The 2,200-nt window shown below is 71.4% G+C and carries 4 protein-coding genes; all 4 read left to right on the top strand.

Features of this window, described 5'->3' with window-relative positions; translation table 11 throughout:
* A partial coding sequence (locus ACWCQ6_RS36950) for a hypothetical protein (protein WP_451096845.1) occupies positions 1-423 on the top strand: 423 nt, incomplete at its 5' end.
* The gene (locus ACWCQ6_RS36945) at positions 420-1,544 is read left to right on the top strand and encodes an acyl-CoA dehydrogenase family protein (RefSeq protein ID WP_451096843.1); all 1,125 of its coding nucleotides are present in this window, start codon (positions 420-422) and stop codon (positions 1,542-1,544) included. The genes ACWCQ6_RS36950 and ACWCQ6_RS36945, both read left to right, overlap by 4 nt.
* Entirely contained in the window at positions 1,544-1,786 is a 243-nt protein-coding gene (locus tag ACWCQ6_RS36940) for an acyl carrier protein (protein ID WP_451096841.1), read from the top strand. The genes ACWCQ6_RS36945 and ACWCQ6_RS36940 overlap by 1 nt, the downstream gene beginning before the upstream one ends.
* Positions 1,786-2,200: AMP-binding protein (locus tag ACWCQ6_RS36935; protein ID WP_451096839.1), on the top strand; the 415-nt coding region annotated here is incomplete at its 3' end. The genes ACWCQ6_RS36940 and ACWCQ6_RS36935, both read left to right, overlap by 1 nt.

Raw genomic sequence — 2,200 nt, 5'->3', positions numbered from 1 at the left:
ATCCGCCCGGCAGCGCCCGGCGACGCCGACGTGCTTCAGCGCATCTACGACGAGGACGGCAAGGGCGACTTCGCGGCGCTCCTCGCGCACGGCGGCGGGACCCCCGGCACCACCCACTACGTCGTGGAGAGCGAAGGCCTGGTCGCGGCGGCCTTCACCCTCACCCGGCTCGGCCGGCTGCGGCCCGACGGCGCCCCGCGCGTCTTCCTGCACGAGATCAAGCTGAGCCCCGTCCACCGCGGTGTCGGCATGACCGAGGACGTCTTCGCCTGGCTGCGCAGCGACCTGGGAGCCGGCCGCGACATCGAGGTGCTCGCCCTGACCTCCCAGGACCACCAGCCCTCGTCCATGGCCCACTTCGGACTCACCCGCTCCCACCACGTGTACAAGTGGCCGATCGCCCCGGCGCAGGAGACCTCATGAGCAGCACACCGCACTTGGTGGACAGCGCCGAATTCACCACCTGGCTCGACGGATTCCGCACCTGGGCGGCAGGCGCCGCCGAGGACGAGCGGGCGTGGAAGTCGGCCGGCGCCCAGGGCCTGTTCTCGCTGCCCCTGCCCGCCGAGCGGGGCGGCACCGGCGCCGGCTGTCTCGCCGGCTGCCTCGCGATGGAGGCCATGGCCGACGTCACCGGCCGCTCCGGGCTCCCATTCGCCTTCTCCGCCCACATGTGGGCCTGCCAGGAGCCGGTTGCCGCGTTCGCCGACGCCGCACAGCGCAGCACCTATCTGACGCCGCTCGCGGCCGGGACCGCGGTGGGCGCCTTCGCCGCCACCGAGTACGACGCCGGGTCCGACCTGCTCTCGCTCACAACCCGGGCCACCCCGCGCGACGACGGCGGCTGGACCCTCGACGGCGCGAAGACCTTCGTGACCAACGGCCCGGTCGCAGACGTCTTCGTGGTCCTCGCCCGCACCGCCGAGGGCAGCGCGCTGTCCGGCCTGAGCGCCTTCCTGATTCCGCGCACGACCCCGGGACTCGGCGTCGGCCCCGCCTTCGAGAAGGCCGGCCTGCCGGGCGCCCTGGTCGGCTCGCTGCGCCTGGACGACTGCGCGGTGCCCGCATCGGCCGTGCTCGGACCGCTGGGCGGCGGCTACGCGGTCCTCATGCGCGCGATGCGCTACGAGCGCGCCTTCATCCTCGCGCCGGTGCTCGGAATGATGTCCCATGCCTTGCGCAAGGCCGTCGAGCACGTCCGCACGCGCAGTCAGTTCGGCTCCACCCTGAGCACCTACGAGACGATCCGGCAGCGGGTCGTGCGCATGCACCTGAGCCTCACCAGTGCCCGGGAGGTCCTTGTCACGACCGCGCGCGCCGCCGACCGCGGCGAACTGGACCACGCACGCGCCTCGTTGACGAAGCTTCATGTGAGCAACGAGTTCAACGCCTTCTGCCGGGAGCTTCCCGACGTGTACGGCGGATACGCGCTGTTTCCCGAGACCGGCGCCGCCCACCTCATGTCGGACGCGATTGCCAGCCGGTACTACTCGGGCACCTCCGACATGCAAATGAAGATCATCGCTGAAGGGCTGGGTTTGTGATGGCGCAGGATTCCGTGCTGGCCACCGTGCGGAGCATCGTCGAGGAGACGGCGCCCGGTCAGGAGGTGACGGACGAGACCCCGCTCATCGCGCGCAGGATCATCGACTCCCTCTCCCTCCTGACCGTCGTGTCCCGGCTCGAGGACTCGTTCGACATCAGGATCGACGACACGGAGATCCTGCCGACCCACTTCGAGACCATCACGGCGATCCGCTCCTTCCTGACCGCGAAGGGGCACTGATGGGCGTCGGCACCTCTCTCAGCGACGACCTGCGGACCGCGGCCAAGCTGCACGCGGACCGGCCCGCCGTGATCGACGGCGAGGTGACCCTCAGCTACACCGAGCTCGACGACGCGGCGGAGGCCGTCGCGCTCGCCCTGCGCGACCTCGGGGTGTGCGACGGCGACTGCGTGGTGTGGCACGGCCGCAAGTCGTCCGCCGGCGTCGCGACGGTCCACGGCATCCTGCGCTCCGGCGGCGGATACGTGCCCCTGGACCCGGACGGGCCGATCGCCCGCGCCGACCTCATCACCCGCACCTGCGCCCCCCGCGCCGGCGTGGCCCCCGGCGCGGCCCCCCCCCCCAGGGACGCGCCGATACGAAGATCACACCTCAGAACTCCATACACACCCTCAATTATCAAGTATGTCGTCA

It is taken from the genome of Streptomyces sp. NPDC001880 (assembly GCF_053594575.1).
The sequence above is the reverse complement of the archived record's forward strand: the minus strand, read 5'-3'. Positions and strand labels throughout refer to the sequence as shown.